This is a genomic window from Schlesneria paludicola DSM 18645 (assembly GCF_000255655.1).
Lineage (GTDB): Bacteria > Planctomycetota > Planctomycetia > Planctomycetales > Planctomycetaceae > Schlesneria > Schlesneria paludicola.
In genome coordinates, this window is sequence record NZ_JH636435.1 from 3,242,753 (window position 1) to 3,260,741 (window position 17,989).

The following is a 17,989-nucleotide window of genomic DNA, read 5'->3' on the forward strand; positions in this document are numbered from 1 at the left end:
CTAAGACCCGCTCTGCACGTGACGTCACTCGTTCCCAAGCGACCGCTTTCGGAACGTGGGAAAGACGTAACGACAAGTCGGAAAAATAATATTCTGCCATCCGCAAACGAAAACGCCTCGATCGCGTTAGGACGATCGAGGCGATGGTGATCTCAAGACGTAGCGACCTGCGGACTACTGTGCGAATTCGGGGCGGCGGCGATTCAGTTGATCCTTCAGCCGGGCGACGATGCTGGAATGCATCTGGCTGACCCGAGATTCCGACAGACCGAGCGTCGTACCGATCTCTTTCATCGTCAACTCTTCGTAATAGTAGAGGATGATGATCAATCGTTCGTTACGGTTCAGGCCTTTCGTGACGAGCTTCATAACGTCACGCTTTTGAATCCCGTCGGTGGGATCTTCGCCCTTGGTATCTTCAATGATGTCGATTTCTCGGACATCCTTGTAGCTGTCGGTCTCGTACCACTTCTTGTTGAGGCTGACGAGATTCACGGCCGACGCTTCCGACTTGTGCTTGTCGTACTCCTCCATCGGCAGGCCCATTTTCTTGGCGATTTCGGCATCTGACGGTGGACGGCCGAGTTCGGCTTCCGCTTCTTTGCGCGCCGCTTCCAGCTTGCTCGCCTTGCTGCGAACCAGCCGCGGAACCCAGTCCATCGTCCGGAGTTCGTCCAGCATGGCCCCACGAATACGTGGAACGCAGTAGGTTTCGAATTTCACGCCGCGATCGAGATCGAAGGCCTCGATTGCATCCATCAATCCAAACACACCCGCCGAGATGAGATCATTCAGATCCACACCGTCAGGAAGTTTGGCCCAGACGCGTTCCGCGTTATATCGAACGAGCGGCAAAAAGCGCTCGATGAGTGCGTTGCGCAAATCTTGATTGGATTGATCTCGCTTAAAGTCCAGCCAGACTTGAGCGATCTCTTCTTCCGTCGCCACCTTCATTACCATCGAACCCTCCATGGTGAGTTATCGACCTCGCGGCATCATGCCGGGGACTCGCGATCGATACCCTCGCTCGTGGTTACTAAGTCATTGTGTCAAATCATTTGAGCGAGCACTGCGAACAACGGCTCGTTACGAACGATTGTGGAAACCTCTTTTTTTGGCGGTCGAGCGTCGGCACGACAAACCAGGAAAAATTCCCCACCCGTAGATTATCGGCATTTCAATACGTTAAAGATAAATCGATTCACTTTATTTCCTCTGCAACTCACAACCGCACCTTTTTTCATTACAGTTTCGACATAATACAAAACAGAAAGATTTCAACTAAAGTTCAACAAGAACCCGGACACCAATAGTCACTCGTCACCCTTTTGCAGTCGTTCAAAAAAACAAACCTCATTCTCACGCCGCGCTGGACGAGTCCAGCGCTGTGCCAACTGTTCCATCGCGGCAGTCGCTGCCGATTTCGGTGATTGCAGGACAAACGGTTCGCGCCGACTCACGGACGCAGAGACCACGGAATCACGCGGGATAAAACCACGTCGATGCAGATCCACGTCCAGAAAGGAATGCGCCGCATGCTGCAGATGATCCAGGATCTGCTGCGCTTGGGCGGCAGATTCCGCCTGATTGATGAGCAGCCCCAGTCGCGGGCTGCCACCACTCGCAAATGTCTTGATGGAAGCGTAGGCCTCAGCCACCGCCGTCGTCTCGGGAGTTGCAACGACCAACAGGTCATCGGCGGCCCAGGCGAATTCACGTGAACTCGTCGGACTGGCCCCACTGGCATCAACGATTAGCCAGTCCACCGTTCGTTCAAACTCCAGCAGCTGCTCCACCGTGTTCAGCCCCAATCGTGACGAATCCCGCTCACAGAAACGCTCGGTCAGGCACGACGCACCGGAAATGATCTTGATGCCTAGGGGCCCCTGATGAACCACCTCATCAAACTGCCGACACCCCTGAAGAACGTGCGACAAGTTCCAATAACCGTTCATGCCACACAATAGTTCGATGCTGCCAAATTCCGAACTCGCGTCCAGCAATCCCACCGCCTGACCGCGCTGCGCCAGCGAAATCGCCAAATTCAGAGCAACGATCGAGCGGCCAGTGCCCCCTTTCCCCCCCGCAACGACAATCGAACGACAAGTCCGAGCCGTCGATGTGCGTCCCGCATTGGATGCCCGACGTTGCGCGACAAGCGCTCGCAAGCCGTGCGCCTGATCGCTGCCAGCACGCTGTTGTTCGGTCGAAGTGAGGGGTGTTTGTGACATCATGAAGGGAATCGCAAGCAGCGTGGACAAGTAGGAGGAGACTGCAAAGACACGAAACCTTTGCCGAAGCGAAGGGAATCAGTCAGGCAAAGACGTGTTTGAAGGGAGAGGGGATCGTGGGTCGTGGACTCGGTCGGTTGATTCGCAGTCGGGATTCCAATCGAAGTGTGACCTGGCACCGTCGTTGGACTCAGAATTTCTGGTCCGTCATCAGGACAGCATCTCGGGGTGAATTTTGTCGAGCCCCAAAATCAGACGGGCCAAGCGATTCGGATGGGCCGATTCAATTTGAGCGGGTACGTCTTGACCCGTGGTAAGGTAGCTGACGGGATAGGCGATATCGCGAGCCACCGTTAGCAGCCCTCCTCCTCCCAGATTCTCGTCCAATTTGGTCACCACCAGTGAAGTCGGAGCCGCCACCGCAAATTTCTCGGCAATTGCGGGCAACTTGCTGACACCGGCCGCCAGACTCAAGACCAGCAGCACATGGTTGGAATTGGCGACACGCAGCAGCTCACGCAGTTCGTTCATCCTGCCAGCGTCAAACGGACTGCGACCTGCCGTATCGATCAGGATCAGGTCAACATCGTCCATTTCATCGATCGCCGTACGCAACTCTTCGGGATTTGATGCCGCCCGCAATGGCACCTGCAGGATTTCCGCATACGTTTGCAGTTGCTCCACAGCAGCCACGCGGTAGGTATCGACAGTGATCAGACCGATACGAAGGCCTTCGTGCAGGTGAAAATGTCCTGCTAATTTGGCGAGTGTTGTCGTTTTGCCCACGCCGGTCGGTCCGACCAGAGTCACGATCTCGCGTCGCCCGGCTCGCGGCCGAATCGGCGGGGCGCATCGCATCTCGCGTTCAATCAGGGCCGTCAAAGTTGCTTGAACCGACGACTCTGAATTCAGAGCATCAGGTGCCGCATGCTGTCGCAACTTGGAAATCAATTCGCGAGCGGCATCGTCTTCGATTTCCGCAGCGACCAGCGCCGTGTAGTACTGGAATAGCTCGCCAGGCAAGTTAGCCGTGCCAATCGGTCGCGACTGACGTTCGAGTTGTTCGGCGATCGCATGCAATGACTCAAGCGTCTTCTGATAACCGGGAATTTCGGACGGTGCCGCCGTTTCAAGTTCCACCCGTGCTTTGGCGGCCATCGGGGGCGCGGCAACCGCTGGACGCTGGGGTGCAATCGCGACATCCGACATTGATTCTGCGAGCGTTCGGACCATTCGGCCTGACGACGGCTTAGCGGAAACGGACTGACGCGACAGCGATCGTCGCGTCAAAGGTTCGGCACTGACTTCAATCTCTTGGCGCGTCGAAGGCCACGGCAGCAGTCGACGTGTCGAAACTTCCTTCGATTCGACGACGACGGCGTCTTGCCCCAGCTCGCGACGAACGAGGTTCAGAGCCTCGTCAATGGTCGCGGCTCGGAAAGTTTGAATTCTGCGCTGCATGGTGATGACTCAGAAAAAATATCGGTCGATGATCGGCTTGATACAATCAGGAATCGGTCTCAGTGCGCCGCAGCAAGTGCGGCGAGCGGTTGTCGCAACCGTTGATCGACGTCGCGTGGAAGGTTCAGTTTGATGGCATTGATGGGGACTTGACCTCGAGGCTGAACCTGCGTATCGCGGGTCACTTCGTTGAGACTCAGAACCGCCAGCTTTGACAGGCTTGCCTGCGTGATCTGTCGCAGGATTGGACGTACGGCGGGCGTGCATATCACGACGGGCGGATAACCAGCACGCAGGAAAAGCTTGACTTGTCGAGTCAGTTCCTGAACGACGCCATCAATCACTTGCGGCGTCAATTTCACGCGAAGACCACGTTCACTGAATTCGAATCCACCCGCCAACACATCTTCCAAAGCGGGGTCGAGCGTGATTGCCCGTAGTGTTCGCGAAGGGTCACGGTATTGTTGGCAAATCGTGCGACTGAGTGCCTGTCGGGTCCGCTCCGTCAGAATCGCCAGATCCTTAGTACGCTCTGCACAATCACCCAACGTCTGCAGAATCGTCTCCAGATCGCGGACCGGAACTCGTTCTCGCAAGAGATTGCAGAGGATCTGATGCACGTGCGACGGTTTGAGCAAATCGGGAATCAATTCGTCGACAACTTTGGGTGAGGTTCGTCGCAGATTCTCCAGAAGTTGATGAACCTGTTGCCGTGTCAGCAGTTCGTCAGAGTGCGATTTGACGATGTCGGTCAGATGCGAGATCAGCACGACAGCTGGTTCCACCACGCGATAACCAAACATTTTTGCCTGTTCGGCGAGCGCCGGTTCAATCCACACCGCGGGACGACCGCTGGCAGGATCGACAACTTCGACACCGGTCAGTTCACCGCTGACACCCCCCGGATTGATCGCGAGCAGCGAATCGACCCGCAAATCGCCCGCGGCGACGGTGATATCCCGCAGCTTGATCTGATATCCGCTGTCCTTGAGTCGCAAACAGTCTCTGATTTTGACCTTGGGTAGAATGATTCCCAATTCCTGCGCAATCTTGGTTCGCAACTGGGTAACTCGTTCCATCAGATCGCCACCAGCATCGGGATCAGCCAACTTGATCAGGCGGAACCCCAACTCCAATTCGATCGGTTCCACGTTCAGCTTGTCTTCGGGCCTCACTTCACGATTCAACCGCTGTGCGGATGGCTGAGGAGACTCTGCCGTTTCGAGCTTGGTCTTGACGTTCGACGATGGGGTGGCCTGAGCCGTGCGCGTCGCATCCAATGCAGATTGCTTGAGATGCCAGGCCAGCAATGCACACCCCAATCCCAGTCCCAGCAGCGGTAACATCGGCAATCCCGTGAACGCCAGTCCGCCAGAGAACGCAGCGGCAAGCAACAAGGACGTCGGATCACGAAACAACTGATGCAAGACGTTTTGAGAAAGATTCGATTCTCGCGATGAGCGGGTCGCAAGAAGCCCTGCCGCCAACGCAATCAAGAATCCGGAGACCTGTGAGACCAACCCGTCACCGATTGTCAGGGTCGCAAAGACTTCTAGCGCGCGGCCGACAGACATATGATGCTGCAGAACTCCGATCGCCATTCCGCCGATCAGATTGATCAATGTGATCAGAATTCCCGCCATGGCATCGCCACGCACAAACTTTCCTGCCCCATCCATGGCGGCATAAAAATCGGCCTGCTCGACGATTTCAGCACGCCGCTCGCGGGCTTGTTCTGCCGTGATAAAGCCTGCCGTCAGATCGGCATCAATGGCGAGTTGCTTGCCGGGCATCCCATCCAGTGCGAATCGTGCGGCCACTTCGCTGATCCGCGTGGAACCCTTGGTGACCACTACGAACTGAATGACAACCACAATACAGAAGAGAATGAGTCCAACGAGCAGTTGTCCTTGGGCGACGAACTGGCCAAACGCTTCAATCACCGCTCCTGCAGCATCCGTTCCGGCGATATGGGCTCGCGTCAGAATCAATCGCGTCGAAGCCACGTTCAATACCAGCCGAACCAGCGTCGTCACCAGAAGCAGCGTGGGAAACACGCTGAATTCAAGTGGTTGTCGCACAGAGATTGTCGTCAACAACACCAGCACCGAAGCGGTCACATTCGCCGCCAGAAGCAGGTCAAGGACAATCGGCGGTACGGGCGCGACCAATACCAAAACGGACAACACGATCAGGATTGGAAAAACCAATCCGAACGATTGACCGCCGGCTGTGCGCGAACCGCGACCGTTGTCCGTGGGCATGCTGCCTCCGAGAACACGAAGTGATCGAATCACCCTTGCGGGGGTGCGACTGGAATTCAGTTGGATTTTGGGAAAGGAGATAGGCGGGCGAGTGATAAGAGAAACGTAATGACCTGTCCAGCCGAATGGCGGCACGTTCGTCACAAGATTGTCGTCAGAACGCAAGAACCGCCGCGCAAGCAGGCAAGAGTTGCCGGAAACACGCCTGTCGGACCGACTTCCCGATGAAAAAGCCGCCCCTGACCCGATTTCGATCAAAGTTTGCCGCTGCCGACGTTGGGAACCGACATTTCGGCCGACTACAATTCCGGCACGGATTTGCGTCCTCGAAACAACGGCCGCCATGTGGCGAGTCGACGATTTCTCAATACCTTGATCCCGATCGCAGGAATTCGCCACAACATGAGTTTTCGCAGCATTCTTGAAACCTTCCCCAATCCGTTCCCGAACCGCGACTACTCCATCGAGACGATCTGTCCCGAGTTCACCTCGGTATGCCCCAAGACGGGCCAACCTGATTTTGGCACTCTGACCCTGACTTACGTCCCCGATCAGCTTTGTTACGAACTGAAGTCGCTGAAGCTCTACCTACAGCAGTTCCGCAACCACGGCGCATTCTATGAAGCCGTGACCAATCAGATCCTGGACGACCTGGTTGCCGTGACCAAACCACGTTCGATGACATTGGTAGGAGCATTCACCCCCCGCGGTGGAATTCGAACGAACGTCACCGTCAGCTATAAACCGCAAATCTAGAATGAGTTACGCTGTTTACCCGCCGATCCCGGTTTCAGGATCGTGAGCCCCCTTGCGGAACACACGCGTCGTTCTGCTCACCAATTTCGATTGAAAAGGACTCCCATGCCCCACCGCCGCACCTGGATTCTGTCTGCCGGTATGATGGCTGTTGCACTCAGCGCGTTTACGCTCGGTAGCTTTGCCAACCAAAAGTCGGAAACCTCGAACTTCGCCACGCAGACCGTCGATCTGGGGATGGTCGTCAGCGACATCGACAAATCGCTCAAGTTCTATAAAGACGTGCTGGGCTTCTCGGAAGTGAATGGGTTCAAGGTTCCAGGACAGTTTGCGGCGGACACCGGACTCGCGAATCAATTGGAACTCGACGTCCACGTCCTGGTGCTCGGCACCGGCGAAACGGCCACGAAGGTGAAGCTCATGAGCTTCAAGTCCTCGCCCGGTGCGCGCGTCGACAACTCATTCATCCACTCGTCGTACGGTTTTCGCTATCTGACGATCGCTGTGAAAGATCTGAATGCGGCCGTCACAAAGGCCAATGAAGCCGGCGGAAAGCTGGTTGCCAAGTGCCCCGTTCCACTGCCCGCAGGCTTTCCCGCCGGGCTGGCGCTGGCAAACTACCGCGATCCAGACGGAAATCTGATCGAACTGGTCGGCCCATGGAAGAAGTAATCTGAATGCATCAGGGGCGGATTCGAATGGACACCACTCGAATCCGCCCCTCGTCTGTTTCGTCGGTTCTCGGATCGGTTGAATCAGTTGGCCGGGGGGACCGGGAACTGCCGCAACCGCTCGCCAACGATCGCCGCATCCGGACGAAGCGAACCCATCACACTCGCAAGCGCCGATTTCACACCGGGGCGATCCGTCTGTTTCCATCCCGCCTGAAGGCGAATGACTTCATCTCGCGTCAATAACAACCCATGTCGCTGAATGTGATAGGCCAATTGCCCCGAGGCGGCTTCACGAAGGGCGTCGTCGACCTGCGCATTCAGTGCAACGTAGGCCAGTTTTTGCTGAGCCGCCCGGGCGGGAATACTTCCCAGCGCGACCAAGGCATTCATCGCCACCGCGGGATCTTCGACGGCCAGTTCCAGTTCTTTCTCGGCCTGGCTGATATCGAACAGCCGTGACATGTTCCCGCTACCGATGATGGCCAACCAGTAGACCGCAGCGCCTTTTTGCAAACTCCGCTCATGATCGGAAAGTGGCGGAGTCTTCTGATTCGCCATGAACGGCACGAACTGCGCCAGGAAATCCGAAGCGGTCGGGGATTGCGCAACAAACGTCGCGGGAGCGCTTCGAGCCATCACTCGACTGACATCTTCGCGATTCGCCGACGGACCATAAATCACGATCGGCGTCGCCGCGGTGCGCGCATCGGCACGCAGATTGGCCAGGGTTTGCGTCAAATCCCATCGCATGCAGTTCACATTGATCACGATGACTTCAACCCCTGCGGACGTCGCGGCCTGCTCGAATCCCTCGCGTCCCGTGGCGCACACCACACTGTCATAGCCGTGATCGGCAAGGAATCCCGCCGTCTGGCTGGCGCGTTGACCATCGGCGTCAATCACGATCGCTCGCGATTTTCCAGGATCGGTCAAGGCACGGGCCAGGATGCTCACAACACGCGTCGATCCGCTAAAAGCCGTTTTGGGATCAAGCTTCAGAATCGTGGTTGCTGCCGCAAATTGAACGCGCGGATCTGGCGAATTCAGCGCCGCGATGACGGGTGACTTCACCCCCTTCTGCGACGAAAGCTGTTCACGGCTGCCGTTCTGGCTAAGAACCTCCAGTGCAGCCAACGCCGTCGGCGATTGCCCCGCTTCGAGCGCTTCAGACAGAACCTGCGAAACCATCTCTTCGCCCGCCGTCATCGCCAAATATAACGCCGAATCGGGCGATGCGACGCGTGGCTTGTCCCAGCCGTTGCGTGTCACTTCCAGCCCCAGCAATGCCCCCAAATACTGGCGTTGAGGCTCTGGACTGTCAGGAGATAAGGACAACGCCTGACGGGCAAACCGCGCCGACAAGAGTAACCCCGCAATGTCAGGTGGATACGTCTGCTGAGCGACCGTACCCGCGCTGTCCTTCCAATACCAAAGCGAAATTTGCCCGTTATCGTCAATAGGAGACGCTCCAGGATTTCGATAGTACAGCCTGGCAAGTCGCCTTAATTCATTCGAAGCGTCGATCGAAGAAAGTTGAGCCGCTCGTTCAGGCGAACCTTTTAACAGCTTCGCCAGCGTGCGTTTCGCCGCCGTCCTGAAACCAACCGGCTGGTTCTCGTCAAAGGCGGGGAACCACAGATAGGGAATTGCGACGGACGCATCCAGCCAGTTCAAGACGTCCACGGCCGATATCTGAATCCGCTCTTTGGGAGAATCCAACGCGCCCAGCATCGGCGGGATGACCAGGTCGCCCATCTTGGTCAGTGCTCGAAAGAGGGCATCCTGCTGATCGGTCGCCTCGGACAGTGACAACTGCTTCAAAATTTCGGGAACCGCATTCACGCCAGCATTTCGAAGTTCGACAAAAGCCAGTTCACGATTCTTCGCCTGCAGATAGTTCTGAACCAGCCCGGCAAGAAAATCCGGATCTTCCGCCTGCTTTCGTGCGGCCGCATTCAATCGTTCAAGCAGCGCCGCCGAACGCGGTTGCAGCTCTTTCGTGCGGGCCAGCTTCAAAAAATCACCCGTACCATACTGATCGCGCAGCTTCAGCAGCAATTCGTCATCAGGTTCGGCGGCTTCAAACTGGTCAAAATATTTGACGGCAAGGTCCGGCCGGATCAAATCGACCGTCAGCAGAGTTGCCGCAAACATCTCTTCTGGCGTTTTGGGTTCTTTCAGTAGCGGTGACCGGTCAAACGTTGACGACTTTTCTTGTGGCGGCTTTGGCTGCGCAGCGACCGGTGCGACGGCAGAGACCAGAGTCATCACCATCGCCACGATCGTGGTCAGCCCACACCGAATTCGGACCATGTCGTCAACTCCAACTTCCACGCTCGACACGGCTCGCGCCTTGAGGCGCTCTTCGCGTCAACACACAAAACCGCCCCACCCCACCAGACACCCCATAGTACGGATGTCAACGAGGTGATCACAACGACAAAAATCGGACACGCGGGACGACGAATTCAGTCCGCCCTGGTACTGCCTGCGGAAATGAGCGGGACAGACACCGTGGCACTGTGCGCATCGATACCGTCGAATCCAAGTCCGCATTCTGCGGCCTGGCAGACTCCGTCCCGGCATTTCAAAAGGCTGCTAATCGAAATCGACAACCGCCAACCGGTGCGTCGCGAATAAACGAAACAGTCGTTTCCAAATACCGATTGGATGGCCTGTTGTGACGAAACGTCGGACTGTGACGGATGCGCTACCGATCTCATGGGCCGCTTGGACGTCCAAGCGAGCCCCCCCAAGAGGAGCCTACCTGCCGTAGGACGTATGGCAAATCCAAGTAAAGTGACCATTCGCTCAGGCACAAAAGCCTTCGAAAGGTGCCCGTGACAAGTGTGACTTTGCGGGTTGGATGGAGGTTCCTGCCACAATCCAAACGCCGGAAAGCCGCCTGTTGAAATCAAGAGGACTGGACTCGCGGCGCCTCAAAAGCGCCACGACATCGTGAGAGTCCAGGCGCCGATTCCCCGTAGTTCAACAGGTGGGCGAAGGGAAATACATCGCCCTTAACCCGTCTTGAAGAATTCTCGTGCCGCAGACGTGGCGTGAATTATCGTGTTGCCGAGACGGGTGAGTTCAGCAGACGACCGAAGATCATACGGCCGGCGCTGTTCTGAAGCATGCTCGTCACCACGACGTCGATTTCTTTGCCAATTAACGTCGAAGCCTGCTCGCAAACGACCATTGTGCCGTCATCCAGATAGCCCACGCCCTGGCCGAACGATTCGCCTTCACGCATCACCTTGATGTGCAGTTGCTCACCTGGCAGGTACCGTGGTTTCAAAGCGTTGGCGACATCGTTCAGATTAATGACTTCGACCCCCTGCACACTAGCAACTTTGTTCAGGTTGAAATCGTTCGTGACGACACGACCGCTCATTCGCTTTGCCAACGCGACGATCCGTTGGTCGACCGAATGCGCCAAATCGTCCTTCTCGCGCACTTCGAGCATCCGAACTTCGACCTTCGGCTTCTGCTGGAGCTTCGTCAAAACGTCGAGACCGCGTCGCCCGCGCGTTCGACGATTCTTGTCCTGGCTGTCCGCAATGTTCTGCAGTTCCTCCAAGACAAAACTGGGTACAATTAACTCGGTATCAAAGATGTTCGTATCCATCACGTCCGCAATCCGCCCATCAATCAGTGCGCTCGTATCAATGACGAGCGGCCTTCCTCCTTTGATCTCTTTGGCGAACTCGACATAAGGAATTACGAAACGAAAATCATCCTTAGTCTGCAGCAAAAACGAGATACAGATGTAAGGCAGCATGATCCCCGCGATACCGCCGATCACACGCGCAACGGGGTTCTCGATCTTGCCATCGACGCCTTTTTCGGTACCGACCCCCACGGACGTCATGAACGCTTGTGCCGCATATTGCAGTTGAAACGCTAACAACCAGCCGACCAAAAGTCCGAAGTAAATCGCCGTAATGACATCTAGACGCTTCCTTGGAAAGACGATGTCGATCAACGTCACAATCTGCGTCATCAGCAGAATCAGGACAAAAAAGACCCCCTGATTCGAATTAATAAATGCCGGTGCCGCCGGATTTTGAACCAATGCCACTGCGGCCCCGGCGCAGATCAGAACGTACACAACACGCAGAAAAATCAGCATTGGCTAACCCCATCTTGAGGTATTGATTGATAATCTCGTCACACAACATTGCGATTTTAAGTATACGATCCCCGTTAGAAACCAACCAGTATCTCTGTATTTTCCATGTCACATTGAGTCGATTGCCACGGGAAATACGGTTTCTTCGATTGCAGGACCCGAAGCGATTCGAGACAACAAGCGAACATCACGATGGAAACGCGCCACCGTGCATGACATCCGTTCCCTAACCGCCGTTCAAAAACAAGCGACAATTCCATTCTGGAGTGCTTCCCCAGCGGAGGCCGAAGCACTTGCCAGTTCAATCGCATCAATCGCACCTGTTCACAGATTGGGGACTGACCTATTTTCATCGTAAAAAGCGCGAGTCCTCGCGCGTGGCATTCGCAATCAAGGAACCCTTTGCCGATGAAAATGAGGCTGTCCCCCTCTCTGGCTCGTGAACGGGTTACTCCGTCGAGGTAGTATGTACCGATGACCGATGCGTTGCCCGCCGATGCCCCACTCGCCTCTCCACACGATGAATCGACGCAACTCGCTTCGTTTGCAGCGCTGACGCGTCAACTCGGTGCCGCACTCGTCGAACTCGAACAGCGCGCCTCAGCACTTCGGATCAAGCCGCTCGCCGGACGCGACTGGTACGACCTACTCGTCCGAAAACTGCTGCCACAATTGACCGAGGATGCATATCTGATTGTCGCGGTGGTCGGCGGCACGAATATCGGGAAAAGCGTTGTTTTCAATCACATCGCGGGATTCCGGGCCAGCGCCAGCAGTCCCCTCGCTTCGGGAACGAAACACCCCGTCTGTCTGGTCCCGACAGGCTTCGACGTCCACCATGATCTGCAAAAGCTGTTTCCTGCATTCGAACTGCGTCCATGGGTCAGCAGCGAGGAAGCACTGGCCAGCCACGACGAACATTGCCTGTTCTGGAGAACGAATGACGAAGTTCCCCAGAACCTGGTCATCCTGGATACCCCCGATGTCGACAGCGACGCCCCGGTGAACTGGCATCGAGCAGACGCAGTTCGACAGGCGGCCGATGTGTTGGTTGCCGTTCTAACACAGCAAAAATACAACGACGCCGCGGTCAAGCAGTTCTTTCGCAAAGCCGCTGTGGAAGACAAAGCGGCACTTATTGTCTTTAACCAGGTCGAGCTGCCTGACGATGAACCCTATTGGCCGCGCTGGCTGGAAACATTTTGCGGTGAAACCGGTTTAAAACCAGAATTCGTCTACCTCGCGCAGAATGATCGCAAAGCCGCGGAAGCGATTCGCCTTCGATTTGACGAACGAACCTGGCCTTTAACTTCAAAGACCAACGAAACCGTAAACTCGGCAACCAAGACCGACACGACTCGTCCTGTCGGATCCGCTGATCGCAATGAAAACCCACTCCAGCCGATCGAACCTGTCCAATTAAAATCCGTCCTGTCACATCTGCGTTTCAGCGAAATTAAGCTGCGAACCCTACGAGGGTCGTTGCGGCAATTGGTTTCCGAAACCGATGGTGCTCCCGCATACTTGCGCGAAATCTGGATTCGCAGCCAGCAGTTTCGAGACGCTGGAAACGTCTTCGCGGCGCGGGGATTGATTCGACAGGCGGACTGGCCAGCCGCTCCCAATTCGCTGCTGGTCAATGAAATGTGGGCGTGGTGGGACGTTCATCGTGAAGTCTGGACATCCAACATCCACGGATTCTATTCCCACGTCGGCCGCTGGGTGAACGGTGGCGTGCGACTCGTTCGCAACAGAATCTGGGGCGAACAAGCCAATCCGCTGGACGAATATCGCCAGGCGGAATGGGATGCGATCGTCCGCGTACTGCAACAAGTCTACGACCAGTTACGAATGGTCACCACGCTGGGAAATGAGTTACTCACCGATCGCCTGGAACAACTGCTCGCAGGAACCACGTGTGAATCCGTGCTTGCACAGCTTCACCGCGAGCACGACGCGTTTGATTTCGAACAACTGGCGCGGACGCTGGTCAACACCGAAATGACGGCGCTGAAACAAGATCGTCAGCAACTGTTTGAAATCCTGCGCAACGCCGATCGTGCGGCCGCCGTCGCACGCCCGCTGCTGACCTTTCTGTTGGCATTGGGGGGGGGATTGGGAGCCGAAGACGTGCTGATCAACGCCGGATCGCAATGGGTGACCCATGTGGCGGTCGATGCCACCGCCGCAGCGGGAACCTCCGCGGCAGGTGAAGCCGTTGTCGGTTCGGCCACGAACGTTCTGGGACAGACGAAAGCCTGGCTGCTGCAGCTACACGTGAAGTTCAAAAACCAGCGCGAAGCCTGGTTGATCGAAAAACTGCGACAGCACCTGCTGGGCGAGTTACTCTCTGACCTTCAGCAAGGTGAAACCATCCCGCAGTCGCCCGCATTTGATGAAGCCAAAAAGCGGATTCGCCAACTGAACGAGCAACTCGGCAGTTCGACAGATTGACGTCGGCAACTCAATGCAAACCCGCACGTTTGACCATGCCACCCTGGACATCAGAGAGTGCATGCGTCACGACGAAGGCGCTCTCATCAACTTCGCGAATGATTGACTTCACTTTGCCGATTTCAAGTCGAGTGACCACGCAGTACAGAATCTCCTGATCGACCCCGCTCTTTCCTCCACGGGCTTTGTAGATCGTCACCCCTCGGCCAAGCTCATCCATGATCCTCTGACGAATCGAAGCACTGCGTTCCGAGACAATGGTGATCGCCGTAAACTGCTCCAATCCATAGATCAGAAAATCGAGAGTTCTCGCGGCGGTGACATATGTCAGAATCGAGTACAGCGCCTCTTCGATTCCCAGAACCAGCATCGCCACGAGGAAGATTGCGACATTGATCCCAAGGATGATATCGCCGACTTTGAACAAGTGACTGCGTTTGCTGATCAACAGTGCCGCGATCTCGGTTCCATCGAGCACAGCATTGCCACGAATCGCCAATCCGATTCCCGCGCCCAGAAACACCCCACCGAAAATCGCGGTCAACACCCGATCCGACGTCACATCCTTGAATTCCACGACCGCCAAAATCACCGACAGGAGCGCGATCGCGAACATGCTTCGGATCGCGAATGCGGCACCAATCTGCCGAAAGCCCAGGATGATGAAGGGAGCATTGACCAGAGGTAAAAACAAGGAAAGCGGAAGCCCCGTCTGCTTGGCCAGCAACATCGAAATTCCGGTCACGCCGCCGTCGATGAAATTGCTCGATTCCAAGAATCCATGCAGCCCCATCGCAGCAGACAATGCTCCCAGGAAAATCAAGAATACGTTCAGGATCTCGCGCAACTGACGTTTCTCGAACCGAAGACGCCCCGAGCGGTTGAGTCTTTGAACGGTCATCGTCAGCATCGAGCGGGGCGGATTTTTCATATGTCGAGACGGCCAGCAAGAGAATCTTCGGCACGGCCGTCAACGAAACTCTCTAAACGAGACAGGCCGTCCGCGTCGCACTCCGAAACACGTTCAGCACCGTTCCGGTAAAGTCGCCGATTGTCTTTAAAGTGGTTTCGTCTCTTCGACCGTCACTCGGAGAGAGGCATTGAAATGGGGGTATAACTGCGATGATCAGATTACGGAAGAGCGTCAGACACATCTCGGAAAGTTTCTCGCACATTTCATCCCATTTCGCTCGGAACCACCAACGGACGAGCATCAAATTTCGCACTCATGTGTGACAACTCTTCGGATTCCCGCTCCGCAATGTGGGCCAGCCGAAGCCCCCGTCAACGGCCTCAGGACGAGACCACACCAGTTTGAAAATGTCACCCGTCGCGGGTGGGTGACTGACGCATTTTCATCGCAGAAGTCGCGCGACACCAGATGATGTATTCGCAACCAAGGCATCCGTTGCCGATGAAAATCGGGGCTGGCACCCTCTCTGCGCCGTGAACAGTTGGGGCAAGAAAGTCGATCAACATGAAACCAAACAGACCCGCGGGGAGTATTGGTACAGGAAGTCTTCGCATCACAGAAACGCAGCAGATCGATGTGACGTTGACGCTTCCTCCTTGCCAGATATGACACAATGACTTAATTTCCATCCTACGGTCCCGCGAATGCATCGTCGTGACGAAATCTTCGAGTTGTGTGCCATTTCCTGGAAGTCTTCCGAGAATCTGTGCCTTCGCGATTTGTCCAGTTTCGCAGAACACGACATGACGAAGACAATCCCACAGTGGCCCCAAGTTTTCATTCGCGACGCCGTCCGACTTGTCTCGCCACCGGGTGAGAGACACGATGCACGTACGGCCCCTCCCTCCTGGATGTGAAGCACACCTGCTGACCCCATTTAATCCCCTGCTGCAGACTGCAAATCCCTGACTGGAAACCTTTTATGTTATCATCTCTGCCCTCACGCTGGCTTTGCCGGCTCTTATTTGTTTTCGCGATCATTCCCGCAGGATTTCTTGCCGCGGCCGAATCAGGCACTTCTCACCGAACCGCTCTTGATGACTACATCGCCAAACCGGATCCGACCTATTCCTGGCGCGTCGCGGCAACCACGGAAGCCTCGGATCACACGATGTTCGCAATCGAACTGACCTCTCAGACCTGGCGCAAGCCTGAAGAAGTCGATCGTACAGTCTGGAAACACTGGCTGATGGTCGTGCGCCCGAAAACCGTCGTCTCCAATTCCGGATATCTGCTCATCAGTGGTGGCGGCCATCGAGACACACCTCCAGAAGGCGCCGAAGAATTCCTCGTCAAAATGGCCGTCGCATCCCAATCCATTGTGGCCGAACTAAAAAACGTCCCCAATCAACCACTGGAATTCACGGGTGGCGGCCGAAAGATGGTCGAAGACGATCTGATCGTGTTCACCTGGAACAAATACATGGAGACCAAAGACAAGGAATGGCCCGCCCGACTGCCGATGGTCAAAAGTGCCGTGCGTGCGATGGACACCTTGCAGGCCTTCTCGGAAACGAAAGAAGGCGGCGGTCGACGAATTGAATCTTTCACCGTGGCCGGCGCCTCCAAACGAGGCTGGACGACCTGGTGCACCGCGGCAGTGGACCCTCGCGTGAAGGCCATCTGCCCCATCGTGATTGATGTGCTGAATGTCCGAAAGAGCATGCGAAACCACTTGGAAGCCTATGGATTCTGGGCTCCCTCTGTCGGAGACTATGTTCGTGGCGGCCTGGTCATGAAAGAAGAAGATCCTCGCTATATCGAACTGCTGGAGATCGAAGACCCCTATGCTTATCGCGACCGGTACACAATGCCCAAACTGGTCCTGAATGCCGCTGGCGACCAGTTCTTTACGCCAGATTCCTCACGACTGTATATCCACGACCTGCCCGGCGAAACACTGCTGCGATACGTCCCCAACACCGACCATAGCCTGCGCGACAGCGATGCCCGCGAAACACTCGCAACTTACTACGATTCGATCGTCCGAAACCTCAAGCGCCCCAAGTATTCCTGGACCTTTCTCGAGAACGGCGCAATCCGCGTCGAGACCCGCGATAATCCGCAAGAAGTCCGACTGTGGCAGGGAACCAATCCGAAAGCTCGCGATTTCCGGCTCGAAGAAGTCGGTCCAATCTACACCAGCACCAAACTGAATGAGATCGAGCCCGGTATATACGTCGGCAAGATCGACACGCCCAAAGAAGGCTTTACCGCCTTCTTCGTGGAGCTGACCTATGACATCAAGAGCCAAAAGCCGTTGAAAGTCACCACCGACGTTCGCGTACTTCCCGAAGAATTCCCTTTCAAGGGAATCGCCCCAACCCAAAAAATGGGCGGCGCCAAACGACTGGAAGCCGAAATGCAGCGTCGCGCTCAAGAAAAAGCCAAAGCCGGCAAGTAAAAGAAAACATCAAGACGACTGACAGCACGGCGAGCGGAGACCCACGTTTCCGCTCGCCGTGCTTTTTTCCGCGCGCCACGTAAAAGGCACCGCCGTCTGCTAATAAAGTCATAACAAATTGCAGAACTTTCTTGCAGACAGCCTGTTAGATAAGGAGACAAACAAGTTCATGCGGGGAAACGAGAGGTACAAAAACGTTTCAAGAGTGCAGTCGGCACCGCTCGTCAAAAGCGATGGACGTCCGCTTGCAATACCCTCCTCAATAGACCCATTCCGCGTCGCGAGAATAGGGCCCGCACGAACCTGAACAAATTTTCGAAAAACGACGGGATTTAGCTCACAAAAACACACATTTGATGTGATCGGATGGGTATTGTGAATGCGATCGAATAAGTGTACAGTGATGCTGGGATTCTGTTTCACCAAGACACGCTTTTGATTTTGCGTTCACGGATGAACATCGAATCGATCTCGGCAAAGTGGATCTTGGGATCCGCTTCAGTTCGTCCGTGTTCCACAGTCTTCGACTTTGCTGGAACGCGGATTGCGCATGCGGAGTATCCCACCTTTGCACTCCATCGACGGGCCATGACTTGAATGACATCGTTTTCTGTTTGAGGTCTCTAGATTCTGGAGCTAT

The 17,989-nt window shown here is 55.6% G+C and carries 11 protein-coding genes; 4 read left to right on the forward strand and 7 right to left on the reverse strand.

Annotated elements, in window-relative coordinates:
• Nucleotides 1-174: 174 nt before the first annotated feature.
• From OSO_RS0132030 to OSO_RS0132045, 4 genes are all read right to left on the reverse strand, one after another.
• A complete protein-coding gene (locus tag OSO_RS0132030) occupies nt 175-954 on the reverse strand; it encodes a FliA/WhiG family RNA polymerase sigma factor (RefSeq protein WP_010586985.1) in 780 nt (259 codons plus the stop codon).
• Nucleotides 955-1,313: 359 nt separating this feature from the next.
• Nucleotides 1,314-2,234 carry a P-loop NTPase gene (locus OSO_RS0132035; protein ID WP_010586986.1) on the reverse strand — a complete coding sequence of 307 codons (921 nt, stop codon included), beginning with the start codon at nt 2,232-2,234 and terminating at the stop codon, nt 1,314-1,316.
• 207 nt (nt 2,235-2,441) lie between these two features.
• The gene (flhF, locus tag OSO_RS0132040) at nt 2,442-3,692 is read right to left on the reverse strand and encodes a flagellar biosynthesis GTPase FlhF (protein WP_010586987.1); all 1,251 of its coding nucleotides are present in this window, start codon (nt 3,690-3,692) and stop codon (nt 2,442-2,444) included.
• 59 nt (nt 3,693-3,751) lie between these two features.
• Entirely contained in the window at nt 3,752-5,956 is a 2,205-nt protein-coding gene (locus OSO_RS0132045) for a flagellar biosynthesis protein FlhA (protein ID WP_010586988.1), read from the reverse strand.
• A 390-nt stretch (nt 5,957-6,346) separates the two neighbouring features.
• Between OSO_RS0132045 and queF the strand changes: the two genes are divergently transcribed.
• Nucleotides 6,347-6,712, forward strand: coding sequence for a preQ(1) synthase (gene queF / locus OSO_RS0132050; RefSeq protein ID WP_390511479.1), 366 nt, complete (start codon nt 6,347-6,349; stop codon nt 6,710-6,712).
• A gap of 105 nt (nt 6,713-6,817) precedes the next feature.
• Nucleotides 6,818-7,384: a VOC family protein gene (locus OSO_RS0132055; RefSeq protein ID WP_010586990.1), complete on the forward strand. Its 567-nt coding sequence runs from the start codon at nt 6,818-6,820 to the stop codon at nt 7,382-7,384.
• An 83-nt stretch (nt 7,385-7,467) separates the two neighbouring features.
• Here OSO_RS0132055 and OSO_RS0132060 read toward each other — a convergent pair whose 3' ends face one another.
• Entirely contained in the window at nt 7,468-9,699 is a 2,232-nt protein-coding gene (locus OSO_RS0132060; RefSeq protein WP_010586991.1) for a PleD family two-component system response regulator, read from the reverse strand.
• A 751-nt stretch (nt 9,700-10,450) separates the two neighbouring features.
• Nucleotides 10,451-11,518, reverse strand: a complete 1,068-nt coding sequence (locus OSO_RS0132065) for a PIN/TRAM domain-containing protein (RefSeq protein WP_010586993.1) — start codon at nt 11,516-11,518, stop codon at nt 10,451-10,453.
• Between the two features lie 474 nt (nt 11,519-11,992).
• On the opposite strand from OSO_RS0132065, the gene OSO_RS0132080 reads away from it, so the two are divergent.
• Entirely contained in the window at nt 11,993-13,972 is a 1,980-nt protein-coding gene (locus tag OSO_RS0132080) for a GTPase (protein ID WP_010586994.1), read from the forward strand.
• A 10-nt stretch (nt 13,973-13,982) separates the two neighbouring features.
• On the opposite strand, the gene OSO_RS0132085 is transcribed toward OSO_RS0132080, so the two are convergent.
• Nucleotides 13,983-14,882, reverse strand: coding sequence for a YitT family protein (locus OSO_RS0132085; protein ID WP_010586995.1), 900 nt, complete (start codon nt 14,880-14,882; stop codon nt 13,983-13,985).
• A 985-nt stretch (nt 14,883-15,867) separates the two neighbouring features.
• Between OSO_RS0132085 and OSO_RS0132095 the strand changes: the two genes are divergently transcribed.
• Nucleotides 15,868-17,349, forward strand: coding sequence for a PhoPQ-activated pathogenicity-related family protein (locus OSO_RS0132095; RefSeq protein WP_010586997.1), 1,482 nt, complete (start codon nt 15,868-15,870; stop codon nt 17,347-17,349).
• Nucleotides 17,350-17,989 lie beyond the last annotated feature (640 nt).